This window comes from Tissierella creatinophila DSM 6911, assembly GCF_001940565.1.
GTDB classification, from domain to species: Bacteria; Bacillota; Clostridia; order Tissierellales; family Tissierellaceae; genus Tissierella_A; species Tissierella_A creatinophila.
This window is the reverse complement of sequence record NZ_LTDM01000014.1, coordinates 24,915-41,623: the sequence shown is the minus strand read 5'-3', so window position 1 is coordinate 41,623 and position 16,709 is coordinate 24,915. Positions and strand designations below refer to the sequence as shown.

Below are 16,709 nucleotides of genomic sequence, written 5' to 3'. Positions count from 1 at the left end.
GTAGTTTATCTGGTAACAATAGCAAGAGGGACACACCTGTACCCATACCGAACACAGAAGTTAAGCCTCTTAACGCCGATGGTACTTGGATGGCAACGTCCTGGGAGAGTAGGAAGTCGCCAGATTAGTGACCTAAACTTAGTAACAATAATAAGCTTTTAATAGGTCAAATGTAGTAGCATAGATAATCTATGCAGTTCTACTATTCTTAGGTAGCTCAATGGTGGAGCAACCGGCTGTTAACCGGTAGGTTGTGGGTTCGAGTCCCACCCTGAGAGCCAATTAAGTTGCCGGAGTGGCGGAACTGGCAGACGCACAGGACTTAAAATCCTGCGGCCTTTATCGGTCGTACCGGTTCAATTCCGGTCTTCGGCACCAACTTTTTACTTAATACCTAAGTGTACAACTTTAATAACATAACGCGGGATGGAGCAGTCTGGTAGCTCGTCGGGCTCATAACCCGGAGGTCATAGGTTCAAATCCTGTTCCCGCAACCATAAATTTATTTTTATAATAGGGAGTGCCCTAGTGTACAACCATAAAATTACTATTTATATGAGAAGGACAAGTATAAAAATTGTGGCGGCGTAGCTCAGATGGCTAGAGCATGCGGTTCATACCCGCAGTGTCAGCGGTTCAATTCCGTTCGCCGCTACCAAAACTTCATACATAGATAAATGTGCTAATAAAACAAATAAGGCCCCATGGTCAAGCGGTTAAGACATCGCCCTTTCACGGCGGTATCCCGGGTTCGAATCCCGGTGGGGTCACCAATTAACATCATATTTAAATATATGGGCGCATAGCTCAGTTGGGAGAGCACCTGCCTTACAAGCAGGGGGTCACAGGTTCGAGCCCTGTTGTGCCCACCATATTATGACCTAATCCAATTTGCATAGCAAATTGATGGTAGGTCAAATGCAATGAGTACCAAATTTATACGACCGATAGGGAGTGAATAAATTTGTGTCACGAAACTGCTAAAAAACATGCGGCCTGGTAGTTCAGTTGGTTAGAATGCCAGCCTGTCACGCTGGAGGTCGAGGGTTCGAGTCCCTTCCAGGTCGCCAAAAAAATATCTTGACATTTTAAAAGATGGATAGTATAATATGAAAGGTATTAAATATTTACCTATATAATTAATGATGCTGGCGTAGCTCAATTGGTAGAGCAACTGACTTGTAATCAGTAGGTTGGGGGTTCAAGTCCTCTCGCCAGCTCCACAAAAACATTATAAAAAAATATGGAGGAGTACCCAAGTGGCTAAAGGGGACGGACTGTAAATCCGTTAGCTCAGCTTTCACTGGTTCAAATCCAGTCTCCTCCACCAAAAAAAAATTTGCGGGTGTAGCTCAGTGGTAGAGCTCCAGCCTTCCAAGCTGATTGCGAGGGTTCGATTCCCTTCACCCGCTCCACTTGTTTTAAAAATTAAGCACCTATAGCTCAGTAGGATAGAGCAACGGACTTCTAATCCGTGTGCCGGGGGTTCGAATCCTCCTAGGTGCGCCATTAAATTTTACATTGCTTTACATTGGGGTGTAGCCAAGTCGGTAAGGCACTAGACTTTGACTCTAGCATTCCACAGGTTCGAGTCCTGTCACCCCAGCCAACAAAACTTATGATCCATTAGCTCAGTTGGTAGAGCACCTGACTTTTAATCAGGGTGTCCCGCGTTCGAGTCGCGGATGGATCACCATTTTTTATTGAACATTATAAAAAAGAAATATGGAGAGGTACCGAAGTGGTCATAACGGGGCGGTCTTGAAAACCGTTAGGGTGCAAGCCCACGTGGGTTCGAATCCCACCCTCTCCGCCAATTAAATTAAAGTTTGAATGGAGAAGTACTCAAGCGGCTGAAGAGGCTCCCCTGCTAAGGGAGTAGGTCCTTTACGGGGCGCGAGGGTTCAAATCCCTCTTTCTCCGCCATTTAAGGAAAAACATCTGGGGCCTTTAGCTCAGTTGGTTAGAGCGCCCGGCTCATAACCGGTAGGTCCGGGGTTCGAGTCCCTGAAGGCCCACCACACTTTATTTATTGTCCTTGAATCATGATTTTGTTTAAAATATTCAGCGAGGACATTTTTTTTCGCCCAGATGTTTAAATTTTAATACTATGCCCAGATAGCTCAGTCGGTAGAGCAGTAGACTGAAAATCTACGTGTCGCTGGTTCGATTCCGGCTCTGGGCACCATAGGTAAAGGGGTGTAGTTCAGTGGTAGAACGTCGGTCTCCAAAACCGAATGTCGTGGGTTCAAATCCTGCCACCCCTGCCATAAAAGGGTATAAAGGACATATGAGCTCACATTATTAGGTATGGACCTGTAGCTCAGCTGGTTAGAGCGCACGCCTGATAAGCGTGAGGTCGGTGGTTCGAGTCCACCCAGGTCCACCAAAACATAAAATAAAATTAAATATTAAAATAATAAAATAGTATGGACCTGTAGCTCAGCTGGTTAGAGCGCACGCCTGATAAGCGTGAGGTCGGTGGTTCGAGTCCACCCAGGTCCACCAGTAAACAAAATTTACTGGGGCCTTTAGCTCAGTTGGTTAGAGCGCCCGGCTCATAACCGGTAGGTCCGGGGTTCGAGTCCCTGAAGGCCCACCATATAAAAAAACACAGAAACTTTTAGTTTCTGTGTTTTTTTATAAAGATTTGCTATATTAAATTTTCTATTATTTCCTTAAGCAGTTCTAAGATATCTTCTAATAAATATTCAGATTCTATTTTTAATAAGAAGATATTTTTAGGAAGGGCATACCCATGAGTAACACTTATATCTTTGGATATATTAAAATCTCTTTTATCTATAAAAGTACAAGTTTCATCAGGAGTTACTAAGCCTCTAGTTACATAGAGAATTAATTTAAACTTATTTGTATCTTCTATTAACAGATTAAAACTTGCATCATAATAAATTAATTTTTCTCTTAAACCTTCTATATCTCCTTCAAAGATGAAACTGTCCTTGGACTCTTTTATATCAGATATCACAAATTCTATCATTTCATCATTTTTATTGACTTTAAAAGACTTCTTTTTTCTTATAATATTTATTATATCTATAATATCTATTAAAAAATAAAGATCATCATAATTATGAGATAGTAATCTATTTTTTAATTCTAAGTCTCTATGAAGAATATAGTCTTTATAAAAATCAATGCAATCTTTTCCGCTATAGATATCTTCTCTAAATATACCTAAATATTCTTCTACTGTCTTTAGTTTTAGATTATCTATTTTTAATAAGTCTTTATTTTTTCTAATAATAGAATATAAATCTAGTGATTTTTCTTTATCTATATAGAAAGGAAGTTTAAAATACTTTAATTTATGATTTATAAAAGGTATATCAAATGTATTTCCATTATAATTTATTATAGTTTTAAAACTCATTAGAAGTTTAGAGGATTCTATTAGTACCTGAGGTTCATCTTTTAATTCATTTGCAAAATATTGTGAGAGGATCCAAGTATCTTCTTTTTTATCAAAATATAATATTCCTACTAAATATATTATATCTCTATTTCTATTAAATCCTGTTGTTTCTATATCCAAAAAACACACATCTTTTGTTATATTTCCATTATTATATAATTTATTTTTATCTATTCTTTTTTTTATAATTTCCATATCTATCACCTAATTTCATATTATCCTATAATATGAAAAAAGTATAGTTTTCTTTATGTAAAAAAGGATAGATATTTCTATCTATCCTTTTTTATATTATTCTTCTTCTTCGTGTAGTGAAAAATTAAATGGTTTTTCTCTACAACCAGGGCCTGTTCCAGGACCGGTTTCACTATTTTCATCTATTTGCTTAGGAAATAGTGTTGGGAATGTTGTACAAATAGGTGAAGTATCAGGTGATAATTCTGGGAAACCAGTAGATAATACACAAAGCTGTACTGGTACTATTATCTTTTTCTCACATGTAATACATAGAGCGATAATAAGATCTATAGTTATTCGTCCTGATTCTGGACATACAGTTATATCTCTTTGAATACTATTAGTTGCAAGTCTAGTTTCACATAGTATATTACAGAACTCTGCAAATCTTGGGAAGAATGCTGAGTTGAAAACTGATGGTATACATAATTCAAAGAAATTAGTTAAGATAAGTGGAGAGTTTACTGGTGCTACTGGTACATTTGCAGTAATTGTGAATTTTACTCTTCTATCTCTAGAATCTAGTATCAGTAAATCAATTTCAATCAATACATTTCCACGAACTTTAACCTTTTGAGTTCCAAATACAGGGGTTCCAGCATTTACTTCATCACAATCGCTTGTATCAGCATAAATCAACTTTTCAGTAGAAAGTCCATCAGGGCCTATAACCTCTACATAACAACCCTTTTCATCTTTGAGAAATTCCCCACCAGAGAGAACTGTTTCTGGTTCAAGTTTAAAGTTTCTTGGATCGTTTATATTAGATGGATTAAAGAATTTTTTACACCTAATTTCTAGTACCCTAAGGATCCTACTTCCACTTGGGAGATTTGGAGTAAACCTCACATTGTTTACAGTGCTTAGTGCTTGAAGATTAAATAGTGCTGCGTCATATACCTTTTGAACAAATATTGGTTCTGTTACCACATGTCTAAGAGTTCCATCCCATTCACATCCTGTTGTCCCAGTACAACACCTTTCAGTTACTGGAAGTTCTTCTGGTGGACAATGATGATGGTGATGGTCATGATGCTTATTTGAAGACATATATTTTCCTCCTTTCAATAATTCAATAATAAATAGTGTTCAATCTTAATATATTCAATTTTGTTGACTTGTGTTACTATTAAGTCATAAATCCTTATATTATTAATAATAATAGTTATAGGGGTGATATTAATGAGTTTTTATGAAGACAGGGTATCTATTATTAATATGAATGAAAAAGAAGTTTATCTATTTAAAAATAAAAAGAATGAAATAAGCATGGATTATTATAATTTAAATGATGGGCATAATAATATTTCTATATGTGAAGATGCATATGGAGAATTTGATATTGTAGCAGTAGATGAAAAAATAAATTTGATCTACCAAAACACTAAAAACGATTTAAAACTACTAGTAATAGATAAATTGTTAATAGAAGAAATTGATGTAGAAACAGAAAAACTACCTAAGACATATGAAATAAAGATTGTCTTAAATGGTGGTATAAAAAGTATAATTTATTTAACACCTAAGTTCAGTGAAAAAGGAGTATTTGAAATTTATCATCAGATTTTTAAAGATGAAGAATGGATAAAGTTCAAAGTTGATGAGACTCGTATAAGTAAGTTTTTAAATCCTATAAAGATTTTAAATGATGAAACTACTATATACTTATTTTTTTATTATGGAGATCAGATTTGTATGAAAGAATTTGATGTGAATTTATTGGAATGGAAAGAAACTATAGTACTAACTGACAGTGTAGAAAAGTTAGATATAGATGTAATAAAAGATGGAAGATATATTCATTTAGTTTACTGTGAATATATAGATCAAAACTTAAATATAAAATACAAGAAATACGAGTATAGAGGGGATTCTTTATACGAAATAATAGATAGAACTATTTCAAATGAAGGAAATAATACACATCCTACTATAATTTTAAACGAAGATAAGATATGGATAGTATGGAAAGATACTTTAGGTTTAAACAGTTCATTTTCAAGTGATAAAGGTGAGAGTTTTAGCACTATTTATCTATGGAAGAAAACAAAAACTTATAATTATGTAAGATATAATTATAAACAAAAGGAAGATGAAACAAAATTAAAATTAAATCATTCATTTGGAACAATTTATCCAGATATAAAGTTTTTAGGATTTGGTGAATTAAAAGATGTAGAAGAAGTAAAACTTAAAAAAAGAAGGGATTAATCCCTTCTTTAATTTGTATATAGATTATCTTTTTCAAATAAGTCTTTAATAGTAGATAAGTTATTTGTTTTTCCAAGTATTAACATAAGTTGTATCCTAGCTTTATGACCTGGGAGATTGCCTCCAAGGATTACGCCTAAATCCCTAAGATGCTTTCCGCCACCCTGGTAACCATATGTGTCTAGGACTCTTCCAGTATGACAGCGTGAAACCATAACTATAGGTATATTATTAGCTATAGCTCTTTTAACTCCAGCAATCATTTGAGGGGGTATATTTCCTCTTCCTAAAGCTTCTAATATAATGCCTTTATATCCAGAAGCTATATAAAAATCTATAATGTCTGACTCCATTCCTGAAGCTACTTTTATAAGACCAATCTTTTCTTCTATATTTTCAGTTTGTATATGCTTTCTATTTATTATATCACGATAGAATATAACTTCATCATTATCTACTATTCCAAGTGGTCCAAATTCAGGTGATTTAAATGTATCAAGTGATAGTGTATTAGTTTTAACAACTTCACCTGCAGCATTTACTTCATTATTCATTACAACTAAGACACCTTTTCCTAAAGCTCTAGGTGAAGAAGCTGTACATATAGCAGCTGATAGATTACTAGAGCCATCATAACCTAGTTCAGAATTATTTCTCATAGCTCCTACTACTATAATAGGTTTTTCTTGATCTATAATTAAATCTAAAAAATAAGCAGTTTCTTCTAAAGTATCAGTACCATGAGTTATTATTACTCCACTTATATCTTCTCTATGTATATTACTTTTTATAATATTACATATTTCCATCATATGCCCAGGCAGTATATGAGGACTTGGAAGATTGCCAAAATTTATTGACTCTACATCTACAATTTCCTCTATATTGTTTATTGTAGACATTATCTCTTCTGAATTAAGTGCTGGGATAGCTGCGTGTAAAAGAGGATCAACCTTCATGGCAATTGTACCACCTGTAAAAATAATTAAAAGTTTTTTCTTCATTATAAGTCCTCCACTTTTGTGTTTATTCCATCTTAACATAAAAATAGGTAAAAAAAAAGACTCTTAAGAGTCTTTCATCCTTTCGGATGGAACAAATTGTTCAAAAGGGGTATTGGGAATAGAGATCTTATTTAAGGTTACCAGGGGGATAACCTTAAATAAATTATAACAAATTTCGACAAAAAATTCAATCCTTTTATTTAAATATTTTTTTATAATTTATATTGCAATATATTTTGTAATATAGGAAATATACTATATAATATAGAGTGTAATTATAATTTAAAAAAACTATAGGAGATAATCAAATGATTTATTTAGATAATTGTGCTACAACAAAGATGAGAAGAAAAGTAATAGAGACTATGTATAGTTCATTAGAAAAAGACTTTGGAAATCCTTCATCATTACATAGATTGGGATTAAAGTCAGAAAAAGAAATAAAGAAATCCAGACAAATCGTATCAGACTATTTAAATGTAGATGAAAGAGAAATCTATTTTACTTCAGGAGGAACGGAAAGTAATAATATAGCAATTCAAAGTATAGTAAATAGTTTATGCAAAAGGGGAAAACATATTATTACAACTAATATAGAACACGCTTCTATAATAAATACTATGAAGGAATTAGAAACTAAAGGATTTAAAGTTACATATCTAGATGTAGATAGTGAAGGAAGGATATCTCTGGAAGATTTAAAACAAGCTATAAATGATGAAACGATACTTGTTTCCATAATTCATGTAAACAATGAAATAGGAACTATTCAAGATATAAAAGAGATAAAAAACATAATAAAGCTTAAAAACTCTAAAGTTATCTTACACGTAGATGGGATACAATCTTTTGGGAAGATAGACTTTTCTATAAAAGATTTAGGAATAGACACATTTTCTTTTAGTTCACATAAAATCCATGGTCCAAAGGGAGTAGGAGGATTATATGTGAAAAGAGATTTAAAACTCTCACCTATAGTTTTTGGAGGAAATCAGGAAAGAGGAATGAGATCTGGAACTGAAAATGTATCAGGAATTATTGCATTTGGAAAAGCAGTAGAAATTATGGATAAAAACAAACAAGAAGAAAGAAAACATGTATTAGAATTAAAAAGATATACTATAGAATTAATTGAAAAAAATATAGAAGATATTAAGATAAATTCTTCTTTAGATAATGGTTTTTCTCCATATATATTGAGTATTTCTTTTAGAAATACAAGGGGAGAAGTTTTACTTCATTTTCTAGAACAAAAGGATATTTATATTTCCACAGCTTCTGCTTGTTCATCTAATGGGACTAAAAAAAGTGATATTTTAAAAGCAATAGGCTTAGATGACTTAGAAATAGAAGGAACTATAAGAATATGTTTTTCATATGAAAACAACAAAGATGATATAGTATATTTTGTAGATGAATTAAGAAAATCAGTAGAAGAAATAAGAAAAATAATGAAAAGGTGATATTTTGGAAAAAGTAATAAGTGTAAGTTTAGGAGAATTAGCATTAAAGGGATCTAATAGAAAATATTTTGAAGATCAACTTATAAAACAAATTATGAATAAGACAAAAGATATAAGATACGATAAGCTCTATAAAGAGCAAGGAAAGATATATATAGAAGCAAATGAAGAAAAGTTTGAAAGTTTAATGGAAAAACTTAAAAATGTATTTGGACTTGTCTATATAAGTCCATGTATAAGGGTAGAGAAAGATATAGAAGCAATAGAAGAAGCTTGTATTTTAAACATGAAAGAGAGGTTAGAAAAAGATCCTAATATAAAAACATTTAAAGTAGATACAAATAGAGCTGATAAAAACTTTGCTTTTACATCTCCAGAGATTTCTAGAGAAATTGGAAAGAGGCTTCTAAATAAATTTGACAACTTAAATGTAGATGTTCATAATCCAGATTTATACATGTATATAGACATAAAGCAAACTCACGCATATATATATAGTGAAAGAATAAAAGCATATGGTGGTATGCCAATAGGTACAAGTGGTAAAGCTCTTTTACTTATCTCTGGAGGAATAGATAGTCCAGTTGCAGGTTTTATGATGGCTAAAAGGGGTGTAAGTTTAAGTTGTGTACATTATCATTCGTATCCTTTTACATCTGAAAGAGGTGAAGAAAAGGTAAAAGAATTGGCTAAAAAGCTTAGTATGTATACAGGAAAGATAAAGTTTTATAGTGTAAACATTTTAAATATACAAAAGGAAATAAATGAAAAATGTCCTGAAAAAGAGATGACTATTATCTCTAGAAAATTTATGATGAGAATTGCAGAAAAAATAGCGAGATATAATAAACTTGACGCCTTAATCACAGGAGAGAGTTTAGGACAAGTGGCAAGTCAAACTATGCAAGGATTAACTGTTACAGATGAATCAGTATCTATTCCAGTTTTTAGACCACTTATAGGAATGGATAAAGTTGATATAATAGAAATAGCAAGGGATATAGATACACTTGAAACATCTAATCTTCCATTTGAAGACTGTTGTACTGTATTTTTACCAAAGCATCCAGTAACCAATCCTAGTGTAGAAAATATAAAAAGATCAGAGGAAGCACTAGATGTGGAAACACTAGTAAAGGATGCTATAGATAATATGAAGGTATATATTATAAAATAAGGGTATATATTTAAATATTACAATTTAAATAGGAGGAATATCATGAAAAAGTTTTTAGTTCCAATAATTATAATAGCTGTTATATTAGTTTTAATTGGAGGAGGATATAATAATTTACTTTCACTAAATGAGGATGTAGACAATTCATGGGCACAAGTAGAAAATGTTTTAAAACGTAGGGCAGACTTGATCCCAAACCTTGTAAAAACAGTTAAAGGTTATGCAGAACAAGAAGAAAGAGTATTAACCCAGATAACTGAAGCTAGAAGCAAAATGTCTTCTGCAAAAACACCAGGAGAATATGCTGAAGCTGATGCACAGCTTACACAAGGATTAAACAGTTTAAATGTAGTAGTAGAAAATTATCCAGATTTAAAGGCCAACCAGGGATTTTTAGAACTACAGGCAGAATTAGCTAGTACAGAAAATAAAATTTCAACTGAAAGAATGAGATATAATGACAATGTAGCTGTTTTCAATAAAAAGGTAAAAAGATTTCCAACAAATATCTATGCAAATATGCTTGGATTTGATAAAAGAGAATATTTTAAAATAAATGAAGCTGACTCAGAAGTTCCAAATGTTGACTTTTAGGGAGTGTTTATATGATTAAGAATAAACAAAACAAATCTATATTTATTCTTAGTTTTATTCTTTTAATTCTTTTAAATATATCTTTAAATACAAATATTGTAAATGCTAAACCTACTCTTCCAGATCCTAGTTTCGAGTTTTACGTATATGATGAATCTAGCATAATAAATTCAGATGTAGAAAACTATATAATAGATGTAAACAAAGAACTCAATGAAAAGACAGGAGCACAAGTAGTTGTTGCAGTGGTGGATTCACTACAAGATTTGGATATAAACACATATGCAACTTCTCTCTATGAAAAATGGAAAATAGGAAGCAAAGAGTATGATAATGGTATTCTCATACTAATAGCACCTAATGAAAATAAAATCTGGATAGAAACAGGCTATGGATTAGAAGGGGCTCTTCCTGCTGGAAGAACAAAGACCATCATCGAAAGAGACATGATTCCATCATTTAAAAATGATGATTACAATGAGGGTATAGCCCTTGGTTTTAATAGTATAATAGAGTATATAGAAAAAGATTACGATATTGTCTTAGATAAGAATGGATTTAATGATGACTATTATCCCGTACAAAGTGGAAGAAAAATTTCAATATTTCCTATTATGATATTTTTACTTATATTTGGATTTATTGACTTTAGATTTTTTAGAGGCATGCTTATAGCTAGTATTTTAAGAGCTTTTTTTAGTGGTCGTGGAGGTCCCGGTGGATTTGGCGGGGGTGGAGGCTTCGGAGGAGGAAGTAGCGGCGGCTCATCAGGTGGCGGAGGTCGATCTGGAGGTGGAGGAGCTGGCGGTAGCTGGTAAAATTCTAATTCCTAAAAAATCAAGACTAATACAAGAAGAATCTATAGAGATGGAAATTAAAATCTCTATGGATTCTTTTTATATTTGTTATTATAATAGAAGCTTTCTTTATAAAATCTATTGACAATAAATGCAAATCTCTTTATAATAAATAATTGGAGAAAAGTTTAGTAATAATAAACAAATAGTTTAATATATGCCTAATTATAGAAAGGTGGTTTAAGATGAATATAGGAGATAAAATCAAAAGACTTCGAATAAAAAACGATCTAACTCAAGAAGAACTGGCAGATAGATGTGAATTAACAAAGGGTTTTATTTCACAAGTTGAAAGAGACTTAACTTCTCCGTCAATTGCTACCTTTGTAGATATATTAGAGAGCCTTGGAACAAATCTTAAAGATTTTTTTAATGAAAATATTGATGAAAAAATTGTATTTACAAAAGAAGATGTATTTGAAAGTGAAAATGAAGATCTAAAGTATATATTAAAATGGATAATTCCAAATGCCCAAAAAAATATGATGGAGCCAATTTTAATAGAATTAGAAATAGGGGGAAAGACAAAAGAAGATTTCCCTCATGAAGGAGAAGAATTTGGGTATGTATTAAATGGAATTGTTTATCTACATATAGGTAAAGATAAATATAAGTTAAAAAAAGATGAATCATTTTACTTTAAGGCAAATTCAAATCATTATATTTCAAATGCTGGAAAAGGTAGAGCAAAAATAATCTGGGTGAGTACGCCACCTAGTTTTTAAAAAAGGAGGAAAATGATGAACATAATAGATTTAAAAAATGTATCAAAAGAATATGGTGGAGTAACAGTACTTGATAATATAAATTTATATATTAGGAAGAATGAATTTTTAACATTATTAGGTCCTAGTGGTTGCGGTAAAACTACTACACTTAGAATTATTGGGGGATTTGAAGAACCCTCTAGTGGGCAAGTAATATTTGATGGAAAAGATATTACTAAACTTCCAGCTTATAAAAGACAAATAAATACAGTTTTTCAAAAGTATGCACTTTTCCCTCATATGAATATATCAGAGAATATAGCTTTTGGATTAAAGATTAAAAAGATGAGTAAAGAGAAAATAGATAAGAAAGTAAAAGAAATGTTAAGACTTGTAAACTTAGAGGGGTTTGAAAATAGGTCAATAGAATCATTAAGTGGAGGTCAACAGCAAAGAATAGCAATAGCAAGAGCACTTGTAAATGAACCCGAAGTCCTGCTCTTAGATGAACCACTAGGAGCACTTGATTTAAAACTTAGAAAAGAAATGCAAACTGAACTTAAAAATATGCAACAAAGATTGGGTATAACATTTATCTATGTAACTCATGACCAAGAAGAAGCACTAACAATGTCAGATACAATAGCAGTTATGGACAAGGGAAAGATTCAACAGATAGGAACACCTGTGGATATATACAATGAGCCTAAAAATGCATTTGTAGCTAAATTTATAGGAGAAAGTAATATTATAGATGCGGTAATGAAAGAGGACTTTTTAGTTGAATTTGGAGAGAGAGTTTTTGAATGTGTAGATAAGGGATTTGAGAGATGTGAAGAAGTAGATGTGGTTATAAGACCTGAAGATATAGAAATAGTGAAAGCAGAAGATGGGAAATGGGAAGGTGTTGTAGAATCAGTAACATTTAAAGGGGTACACTATGAAATGATAGTTAAGTCAAAAGGTTTTGATTGGATGATTCATAGTACTATTATGAAACCTGAAGGAACCCATATAGGAATGAATGTAACTCCTGAAAATATTCATGTTATGAGGAAGGTGAAAAATCTATGAAATTAAAAAGAGCAGCCTATCCATATATTGTTTGGATGATGGTCTTTATACTCATGCCTTTACTTTTAATTGTTTATTTTGCATTTACAAGTGGAGATAGCCAAAGTTTTTTAGATTTTACTTTTAGTCTTAATAATTTTAAACGTTTTTTTACTCCCACATATTTAAAAGTTCTTACGAGATCTGTTAATTTAGCACTTTTATCTACTATAATTTCTTTAATAGTAGGTTATCCTTTAGCTTATATAATATCTAAAGAAAAGTCTAAAAGACAAAATATAATGATACTCATGCTTGTAATTCCAATGTGGATGAACTTTCTTCTAAGAACTTATGCATGGCTTACTCTTCTTGGAAGAAATGGATTTATAAATAACATACTGGCTAAAATAGGAGTTTCACCTTTAAACTTGATGTATAATAACAAAGCTATATTACTTGGTATGGTATATAACTTTTTACCATTTATGGTTCTTCCCATATATTCAGTTCTTACAAAGATAGAAAAAAACTTGATAGAAGCAGCGGAAGATTTAGGGGCAAACAGTATCACTATATTTAGAAAAGTTATATTTCCACTAAGTCTTCCTGGAGTTATAACAGGGATAACTATGGTATTTATTCCTGCGGTAAGTACATTTGTGATTTCAGACTTACTTGGAGGAGGAAAATATAGCCTTATAGGAAATGTAATAGAACAACAATTTAGAGTTACTGGAGATTGGCATTTTGGGTCAGCACTTTCGATTGTTCTTATGATTTTCATCCTTATAACTATGGCATTTACTTCAAAAATCGATAAAGAAAAAGAAGGAGGAGGTGGAGGGCTATGGTAAGTAAAATTTCAAAAAAAATATATTTATTTTTAATGTTTGCTTTTTTATATATTCCTATAGTAGTCCTAATCGCATTTTCTTTTAATGATTCTAAACTTCAAGGTGTATGGTCTGGATTCACACTGAGATGGTATATTGATCTTTTTAAAGATGCTGAAATCTTAAGAGCACTTTATATAACTATATTAATAGCAATCCTTTCATCAGTTATTTCTACCATTATAGGAACATTTGCTGCAATTGGTATTCATGGCATAAAGGGATTTAATAGAAATATAATTTTAAATCTAAACTATATACCTGTATTAAATCCAGATATAGTAACTGCTATATCCCTTATGGCTTTATTTAGATTTGTTAAAGTAGAATTTGGTTTTATTACTATGCTTCTATCACACATAGTTTTTTCAATTCCATATGTAATTCTTTCAGTACTACCTAAATTAAAGCAAATGAATGTAAATTTAGCAGAAGCTGCAATGGATCTTGGAGCTACACCGTTTTATGCTTTAAGAAAAGTAATAATCCCTGAAATATTTCCCGGAATCATTACAGGAATGCTACTAGCTTTTACACTTTCTATAGATGATTTTGTAATTAGCTTTTTTAATACAGGACATGGTATATCAAATTTAAGTATTACTATATATTCCATGACAAGAAAGGGCATAAACCCTATAATAAATGCTTTATCTACACTAATGTTTGTAGTTTTACTTGTACTACTACTTGTAATAAATAAAAGATCAGATGAAGATCTAAAAATAGGAGGTAATTAAATGATGAAAAATAAAAAGATGATAATTTTATTAGTTATAACTATACTTTCTCTTACCGTATTAACAGCTTGTGGAGAAAAAAAGCCTACACTAAATGTCTATAACTGGGGGGATTATATTGATAAAGAAGTTTTAAAAGAATTCGAAGAGGAATTTGATGTTAAGGTTAGGTATGAGGACTTTGGGACTAATGAAGATCTTTATGTAAAGGTGAAGCAAGGTGGAAGCAGTTATGATGTAATCTTTCCTTCAGACTACATGATAGAAAGAATGATAAAAGAAGATTTATTAGTAAAATTAGATAAATATAATATTCCAAATATGGACAAAATAGATGATAGATTTATAAATCTAGACTATGATCCAGCCAATGAATATTCCGCTCCTTATATGTGGGGAACTGTTGGAATAATATACAATAAGACAATGGTAGATCCTCTTACTAAATGGGCAGATTTATGGGATGAAAAATACAAAGATGAAATAATAATGCTAAAGAGTCAAAGGGATACTCTGGCTGTTGCTTTAAAAAAATTAGGATATTCTATGAATACAAGAGATATGGGAGAATTAGAAGAAGCTAAAGCAGAACTAATAAAACAAAAACCTTTGGTTTATTCTTATCTTGGTGATGAAATTAAAGGAGAAATAGTAGGAGAAAATGCAGGGGTTGGTGTAGTATGGTCAGGAGATGCTGTAACGATGATAAGACAAAACCCAAATCTTGAATATGTTATACCTGAAGAAGGAACAAACTTATGGTTTGATGCTATGGTTATACCAAAGTCTGCTGAGAATAAAGAGCTTGCAGAAAAGTTTATAAATTTTATGTTAAGACCAGAAATATCAGCTAAAAACGCAGATTATATAGGATACTCTACACCAATATCCGCGGCAAGAGAACTTCTGCCAGAGGACATAAAAAATAGCTTGGTTGCTTATCCTACAGATGATATGATAAAAAATGTAGAAATATTTAAAGACCCAACTGATATAATAGCTGAATATGATAGAATATGGACTGACATTATGAGTGAAGAGTAAAATTTTTAGAATAAGCTAAATTTATATAAAGATATCTATAGATAAATCTTTAAAAAAGAGATTTAATCCATAGATATCTTTTTTATTATAATGTGGTCTTGAATAGTTAATACTTAAAAGGGTATATTTACTTAGTGTAAAGTTATTTTTTATATACTATAATAAAAGAAAAAACATAAATTTTAGGGGGAAAATAATGAAATATATAGAAAATTTTTCTAATGATCCAAGCTATAATTTAGCATTTGAAGAATATTGTTTTAAATATTTACCAGAAGATGAAGATTATGTTATACTTTGGATAAATGAACCAGCTATAATAGTAGGGAAAAACCAAAATACTCTAGAAGAGGTAAACATAGAATATGTAAAAGAAAACAATATAAAAGTAGTTAGAAGGATTACAGGAGGTGGAGCAGTATATCATGATCTTGGAAATCTAAACTTCTCAATTATAAAAAATACTGGGGAAAATAAGAAGATAGATTTTAAAAGATATAACATCCCTATATTAAATGCTTTAGAGAGACTAAATATAAAATGCGAATTATCAGGTAGAAATGATATGACAATAGATGGAAAAAAGTTTTCTGGAATAGCTCAGTCTATATGGAGAAATAGAGCATTAAATCATGGAACACTTTTATTTGATACAGAACTTGATGTATTATCTAAAGCTTTAAATGTAAATCAAGATAAAATAGTTTCAAAAGGTATAAAATCTGTTAGGAGCAGGGTAACAAATATAAAACCATTTTTAAGTAAAGATACTACTATGGAGAGCTTTAGAGAAGTACTTCTTAAATATATATTTGAGTTTGAAGGAGAAGAGCCAGTAAAATATGAATTAAGTGAAAAAGAAAATGCAGAAATAGATAAACTATTCAATGAAAAATATGCTACATGGGAATGGAATTACGGATATTCTCCACAATTTAACTATAAAAACTATAAAAAGTTTCCATTTGGTGGTATAGAAGTAAGACTTCATATAAAGAATGGAATAATAGATAATTGTAAATTCTATGGAGATTTCTTTGGCTCTGCAAATGTAGAAAAATTAGAAGAAACTCTAACTGGTAAAAGCTACAATGAAGAAAGTATATTATCTTTATTAGATGAAAAAGAATTAAAACAATATTTTGGTGATATAGAAAAAGATGAATTCAAAGAATTGATATTTGGAATATAAAATTAGGCAAAATTGCAATTATAGATAAATCATTAGCAAATAAAAGAAAATAGAAATCTTAAAATTAAATATACCGCCTCAAAAGGCGGTATATTTAA

General features: G+C 31.2%; 14 protein-coding genes, 21 tRNA genes and 1 rRNA gene. 33 read left to right on the top strand and 3 right to left on the bottom strand.

Annotation, left to right across the window (positions count from 1 at the left end; translation table 11 throughout):
* The first annotated feature begins 8 nt into the window (after positions 1-8).
* From rrf to TICRE_RS05465, 22 genes are all read left to right on the top strand, one after another.
* Positions 9-125 (top strand): 5S ribosomal RNA (rrf, locus tag TICRE_RS05570).
* A gap of 81 nt (positions 126-206) precedes the next feature.
* Positions 207-281: transfer RNA gene (locus TICRE_RS05565), tRNA-Asn, on the top strand.
* Positions 282-289: 8 nt separating this feature from the next.
* A tRNA-Leu gene (locus tag TICRE_RS05560) sits at positions 290-378 on the top strand.
* A gap of 42 nt (positions 379-420) precedes the next feature.
* Positions 421-497 (top strand) — tRNA-Met (locus TICRE_RS05555).
* 84 nt (positions 498-581) lie between these two features.
* Positions 582-658, top strand: a tRNA-Met gene (locus TICRE_RS05550).
* Positions 659-698: 40 nt separating this feature from the next.
* Positions 699-773: transfer RNA gene (locus tag TICRE_RS05545), tRNA-Glu, on the top strand.
* A 23-nt stretch (positions 774-796) separates the two neighbouring features.
* Positions 797-872, top strand: a tRNA-Val gene (locus TICRE_RS05540).
* Positions 873-993: 121 nt separating this feature from the next.
* Positions 994-1,070, top strand: a tRNA-Asp gene (locus TICRE_RS05535).
* A 77-nt stretch (positions 1,071-1,147) separates the two neighbouring features.
* Positions 1,148-1,223: transfer RNA gene (locus TICRE_RS05530), tRNA-Thr, on the top strand.
* A gap of 22 nt (positions 1,224-1,245) precedes the next feature.
* Positions 1,246-1,330: transfer RNA gene (locus tag TICRE_RS05525), tRNA-Tyr, on the top strand.
* Positions 1,331-1,341: 11 nt separating this feature from the next.
* A tRNA-Gly gene (locus TICRE_RS05520) sits at positions 1,342-1,415 on the top strand.
* Between the two features lie 17 nt (positions 1,416-1,432).
* Positions 1,433-1,509: transfer RNA gene (locus tag TICRE_RS05515), tRNA-Arg, on the top strand.
* A gap of 23 nt (positions 1,510-1,532) precedes the next feature.
* Positions 1,533-1,609: transfer RNA gene (locus tag TICRE_RS05510), tRNA-Gln, on the top strand.
* Between the two features lie 11 nt (positions 1,610-1,620).
* Positions 1,621-1,696 (top strand) — tRNA-Lys (locus TICRE_RS05505).
* A 31-nt stretch (positions 1,697-1,727) separates the two neighbouring features.
* A tRNA-Ser gene (locus TICRE_RS05500) sits at positions 1,728-1,816 on the top strand.
* A 19-nt stretch (positions 1,817-1,835) separates the two neighbouring features.
* Positions 1,836-1,926 (top strand) — tRNA-Ser (locus tag TICRE_RS05495).
* Between the two features lie 18 nt (positions 1,927-1,944).
* Positions 1,945-2,021, top strand: a tRNA-Ile gene (locus TICRE_RS05490).
* Between the two features lie 91 nt (positions 2,022-2,112).
* Positions 2,113-2,188, top strand: a tRNA-Phe gene (locus TICRE_RS05485).
* 7 nt (positions 2,189-2,195) lie between these two features.
* Positions 2,196-2,270: transfer RNA gene (locus tag TICRE_RS05480), tRNA-Trp, on the top strand.
* 42 nt (positions 2,271-2,312) lie between these two features.
* Positions 2,313-2,389: transfer RNA gene (locus tag TICRE_RS05475), tRNA-Ile, on the top strand.
* A gap of 42 nt (positions 2,390-2,431) precedes the next feature.
* A tRNA-Ile gene (locus TICRE_RS05470) sits at positions 2,432-2,508 on the top strand.
* A gap of 17 nt (positions 2,509-2,525) precedes the next feature.
* A tRNA-Ile gene (locus TICRE_RS05465) sits at positions 2,526-2,602 on the top strand.
* A gap of 51 nt (positions 2,603-2,653) precedes the next feature.
* On the opposite strand, the gene TICRE_RS05460 is transcribed toward TICRE_RS05465, so the two are convergent.
* The gene (locus tag TICRE_RS05460) at positions 2,654-3,631 is read right to left on the bottom strand and encodes a ribonuclease H-like domain-containing protein (RefSeq protein WP_075725967.1); all 978 of its coding nucleotides are present in this window, start codon (positions 3,629-3,631) and stop codon (positions 2,654-2,656) included.
* Positions 3,632-3,727: 96 nt separating this feature from the next.
* On the bottom strand, positions 3,728-4,723 hold the full coding sequence (locus tag TICRE_RS05455) for a hypothetical protein (RefSeq protein WP_198927493.1): 996 nt from the start codon (positions 4,721-4,723) through the stop codon (positions 3,728-3,730).
* Positions 4,724-4,855: 132 nt separating this feature from the next.
* Between TICRE_RS05455 and TICRE_RS05450 the strand changes: the two genes are divergently transcribed.
* Positions 4,856-5,884, top strand: a complete 1,029-nt coding sequence (locus TICRE_RS05450; protein ID WP_075725965.1) for a hypothetical protein — start codon at positions 4,856-4,858, stop codon at positions 5,882-5,884.
* Positions 5,885-5,892: 8 nt separating this feature from the next.
* Here the strand turns inward: TICRE_RS05450 and TICRE_RS05445 are convergent, their stop codons facing one another.
* Positions 5,893-6,888 (bottom strand): asparaginase, encoded by a 996-nt coding sequence (locus TICRE_RS05445; protein ID WP_075725963.1) that lies wholly within the window; start codon positions 6,886-6,888, stop codon positions 5,893-5,895.
* A gap of 308 nt (positions 6,889-7,196) precedes the next feature.
* Between TICRE_RS05445 and TICRE_RS05440 the strand changes: the two genes are divergently transcribed.
* The 10 genes from TICRE_RS05440 (at position 7,197) to TICRE_RS05395 (ending at position 16,611) form a co-directional block, all read left to right on the top strand.
* Complete coding sequence (locus TICRE_RS05440; RefSeq protein WP_075725961.1) at positions 7,197-8,351, top strand: cysteine desulfurase family protein; 1,155 nt, start codon at positions 7,197-7,199, stop codon at positions 8,349-8,351.
* Positions 8,352-8,355: 4 nt separating this feature from the next.
* Entirely contained in the window at positions 8,356-9,528 is a 1,173-nt protein-coding gene (gene thiI, locus TICRE_RS05435; RefSeq protein ID WP_084191864.1) for a tRNA uracil 4-sulfurtransferase ThiI, read from the top strand.
* 42 nt (positions 9,529-9,570) lie between these two features.
* Positions 9,571-10,122, top strand: a complete 552-nt coding sequence (locus TICRE_RS05430; RefSeq protein WP_075725957.1) for a LemA family protein — start codon at positions 9,571-9,573, stop codon at positions 10,120-10,122.
* Positions 10,123-10,133: 11 nt separating this feature from the next.
* Entirely contained in the window at positions 10,134-10,940 is an 807-nt protein-coding gene (locus tag TICRE_RS05425; protein ID WP_075725955.1) for a TPM domain-containing protein, read from the top strand.
* Between the two features lie 224 nt (positions 10,941-11,164).
* On the top strand, positions 11,165-11,704 hold the full coding sequence (locus TICRE_RS05420) for a helix-turn-helix domain-containing protein (RefSeq protein WP_075725953.1): 540 nt from the start codon (positions 11,165-11,167) through the stop codon (positions 11,702-11,704).
* Between the two features lie 12 nt (positions 11,705-11,716).
* Positions 11,717-12,760: a spermidine/putrescine ABC transporter ATP-binding protein gene (potA, locus tag TICRE_RS05415; protein ID WP_075725951.1), complete on the top strand. Its 1,044-nt coding sequence runs from the start codon at positions 11,717-11,719 to the stop codon at positions 12,758-12,760.
* Positions 12,757-13,596: an ABC transporter permease gene (locus TICRE_RS05410; protein ID WP_075725949.1), complete on the top strand. Its 840-nt coding sequence runs from the start codon at positions 12,757-12,759 to the stop codon at positions 13,594-13,596. The genes potA and TICRE_RS05410 overlap by 4 nt, the downstream gene beginning before the upstream one ends.
* Positions 13,590-14,375, top strand: coding sequence for an ABC transporter permease (locus TICRE_RS05405; RefSeq protein ID WP_075725947.1), 786 nt, complete (start codon positions 13,590-13,592; stop codon positions 14,373-14,375). Before TICRE_RS05410 ends, TICRE_RS05405 begins: the two co-directional genes overlap by 7 nt.
* Positions 14,376-15,419, top strand: coding sequence for an ABC transporter substrate-binding protein (locus TICRE_RS05400; protein WP_075725945.1), 1,044 nt, complete (start codon positions 14,376-14,378; stop codon positions 15,417-15,419).
* Positions 15,420-15,615: 196 nt separating this feature from the next.
* Positions 15,616-16,611, top strand: coding sequence for a lipoate--protein ligase (locus tag TICRE_RS05395; protein ID WP_075725944.1), 996 nt, complete (start codon positions 15,616-15,618; stop codon positions 16,609-16,611).
* Positions 16,612-16,709 lie beyond the last annotated feature (98 nt).

What these genes read in the sequence shown, in the direction of transcription:
- TICRE_RS05450 (WP_075725965.1), top strand. Translation starts at nt 4,856, where the DNA reads ATGAGTTTTTATGAAGACAGGGTATCTATTATTAATATGAATGAAAAA.
- TICRE_RS05425 (WP_075725955.1), top strand. Translation starts at nt 10,134, where the DNA reads ATGATTAAGAATAAACAAAACAAATCTATATTTATTCTTAGTTTTATT.
- TICRE_RS05440 (WP_075725961.1), top strand. Translation starts at nt 7,197, where the DNA reads ATGATTTATTTAGATAATTGTGCTACAACAAAGATGAGAAGAAAAGTA.
- TICRE_RS05400 (WP_075725945.1), top strand. Translation starts at nt 14,376, where the DNA reads ATGATGAAAAATAAAAAGATGATAATTTTATTAGTTATAACTATACTT.
- TICRE_RS05420 (WP_075725953.1), top strand. Translation starts at nt 11,165, where the DNA reads ATGAATATAGGAGATAAAATCAAAAGACTTCGAATAAAAAACGATCTA.
- TICRE_RS05445 (WP_075725963.1), bottom strand. Translation starts at nt 6,888, where the DNA reads ATGAAGAAAAAACTTTTAATTATTTTTACAGGTGGTACAATTGCCATG.
- potA (WP_075725951.1), top strand. Translation starts at nt 11,717, where the DNA reads ATGATGAACATAATAGATTTAAAAAATGTATCAAAAGAATATGGTGGA.
- TICRE_RS05395 (WP_075725944.1), top strand. Translation starts at nt 15,616, where the DNA reads ATGAAATATATAGAAAATTTTTCTAATGATCCAAGCTATAATTTAGCA.
- TICRE_RS05405 (WP_075725947.1), top strand. Translation starts at nt 13,590, where the DNA reads ATGGTAAGTAAAATTTCAAAAAAAATATATTTATTTTTAATGTTTGCT.
- TICRE_RS05410 (WP_075725949.1), top strand. Translation starts at nt 12,757, where the DNA reads ATGAAATTAAAAAGAGCAGCCTATCCATATATTGTTTGGATGATGGTC.
- TICRE_RS05455 (WP_198927493.1), bottom strand. Translation starts at nt 4,723, where the DNA reads ATGTCTTCAAATAAGCATCATGACCATCACCATCATCATTGTCCACCA.
- TICRE_RS05430 (WP_075725957.1), top strand. Translation starts at nt 9,571, where the DNA reads ATGAAAAAGTTTTTAGTTCCAATAATTATAATAGCTGTTATATTAGTT.
- TICRE_RS05460 (WP_075725967.1), bottom strand. Translation starts at nt 3,631, where the DNA reads ATGGAAATTATAAAAAAAAGAATAGATAAAAATAAATTATATAATAAT.